We start from the raw sequence: 2,206 nt of genomic DNA, 5'->3' as shown, positions 1-2,206 counted from the left end.
TGACGTCGCCGGCGCACGGCAACTGCAAGGCTAGGACCCGTGACGAAATTCGCCCTCGCCGGCTACGGAACGCGCGGCGACATCGAGCCATTGGCAGCGGTCGGCCGCGAGCTGCTGCGCCGAGGGCACGACGTGGCCGTGGCCGTCCCACCGGAATTGATGGGTTTCGCCGAGTCCACCGGGCTCGCGGCGGTCCCGTACGGCCCGGAACTGCACGACTTCCTGGACGAGGAGTTCCTCCGCAACATGTGGGCTGAGTTCTTCCGGAACATCTGGACGATCCGCAGCCCGATCAGGTTGATGCGCAAGGTCTGGGAGCCCCTCATCCGGCATTGGGGCGAGGTCAGCGCGGCGCTGACGTCCCTCGCCGCCGACGCTGACCTATTGTGCACCGGCCTGAATTTCGAGCAGGCCGCCGCCAACGTCGCGGAGTACTACGACATCCCGTTTGCCACGCTGCATCACGTCCCCATGCGGCCGAACGGCCAGACCGTTTCGATGCTGCCGGCGCCGTTGAGCCGCTCGGCGATGACGGCGTTCGACTGGTTCAGTTGGCGCCTGAACAAGAAGGTCGAGGACACGCAGCGCCGCGAACTCGGGCTCCCCAAGGCAACGCATCCCTCGCCGCGCCGGATCGCCCAGCGAAAGTCGCTGGAAATCCAAGCGTACGACGAGGTTTGCTTTCCCGGACTGGCGGACGAATGGGCGAAATGGGACGGCCTACGGCCGTTTGTCGGCCCATTGACAATGCAACTGACCACGGGCGCCGACGACGACGTGGCAGCTTGGATTGCCGCCGGATCGCCGCCGATTTGCTTTGGCTTCGGCAGCATGCCGGTCGAATCTCCGGTCGACACGGTCGAAATGATCGCTGCGGCATGTGCGGAATTGCACCAGCGGGCGCTAATTTGCGCCGGCTGGAGCGATTTCAGCGATGTGCCACTTCCCGCCCACGTCAAGGTCGTGGGCGCGGTGAATTATGCGACGGTCTTTCCAGCCTGTCGCGCGGTCGTTCATCACGGCGGCTCGGGCACCACGGCGGCAAGCCTGCGTGCGGGAGTCCCCACCCTGATTCTTTCGATGGACGTCAATCAAACCATTTGGGGGGGCCAGCTCAACCGGCTGAAAGTCGGTACGACGCGCCGCTTTTCGGCAACCACCCGCGAAACACTGGTCGCAGACCTGCGCCGGATACTTGACCCGGACTACGGCATGCGTGCGCGCGAAATCGCCAGGCACATGACCAAATCCGCCGACAGCGTGATCAAAGCGGCCGACCTCGTGGAGAAGTTTGCCAGCTCCCGGAGCCGCGCCTGATTGGCAACGCGCGAGCCGGGCTGTGTGCTGCCGGGTAAAGCCCCCGGACTCAGGGCGTCGGCGGCCAACGAGTTCCTGCTTCTCGACACACAAGGCCGATCCTTCTGGCAGACTGATATTGATCAGCCGACGATGCCTAGGTGGGTGTCACACCGTCTAAGGGTCGTGATAGTTCAAGGTCGGGGGGCAGAGGTCGATGAAGTTGTCGTCGTCGTACCCGACAAGGGCCGGTGAAAGTTGCTGCTTTGCCGGCTCCTGGAATCTGCATGGCCATGCGGCGCAATCAAAACGCAGTCAGTCCCAATCGGTAAGGGGCAGATCGAAATTAGGGGCTAAAGACCCTGTCTGCGGAGTTGCCTATGCATGGAAAAAGTGATTAAGGTTACAGCGCGATGAAGTTTGCTGTGGCAAGTTATGGGACGCGCGGAGACATCGAGCCGTGCCTTGCTATCGGCCGCGAATTGATGCGCAGAGGGCACGAAGTGCGCATGGCCGTCCCGCCCAATTTGGTTGAGCTCGCTCGAGAAGCGGGGTTGGCTGCCATCGGCTACGGGCCCGACATGCACGACTTCTGGAGCGATGAATTCATCCGCGACTTCTGGAAGAATTTCGCGCGCGGGCCCATCAAGTTGATGCGTGACGCCTGGGAGCCCGTGCTGCGGAACTGGCAGGAAATGAGCTCGTCCCTGATCTCGGTTGGGGCCGGGGCCGATTTGCTCTTCACGGGCCAGCTCTACCAGGACCTGGCGATCAACGTGGCGGATTACTACGGCATTCCGATGGCCACGCTGCATTACATCCCGATGCGGCCGAACGGGCAGCTCGTTCCGAGCGTGCCGGCGCCGCTGTTCCGCTCCACCATGAAAGCGGTCGAGTGGCTGTTCTGGCG

2 protein-coding genes are annotated in these 2,206 nt (G+C 63.2%); both read left to right on the top strand.

The annotated features are described in order from the left end of the window. Positions 1-39: 39 nt before the first annotated feature. On the top strand, positions 40-1,317 hold the full coding sequence (locus A5711_RS05435; protein WP_067944622.1) for a glycosyltransferase: 1,278 nt from the start codon (positions 40-42) through the stop codon (positions 1,315-1,317). Positions 1,318-1,709: 392 nt separating this feature from the next. Next, a partial coding sequence (locus tag A5711_RS05430; protein WP_197520744.1) for a glycosyltransferase occupies positions 1,710-2,206 on the top strand: 497 nt, incomplete at its 3' end.

Source organism: Mycobacterium sp. E2238 (genome assembly GCF_001672665.1).
GTDB lineage: Bacteria > Actinomycetota > Actinomycetes > Mycobacteriales > Mycobacteriaceae > Mycobacterium.
Note: the sequence above shows the minus strand (reverse complement) of the source record. Positions and strands in the feature narration are given on the sequence as shown.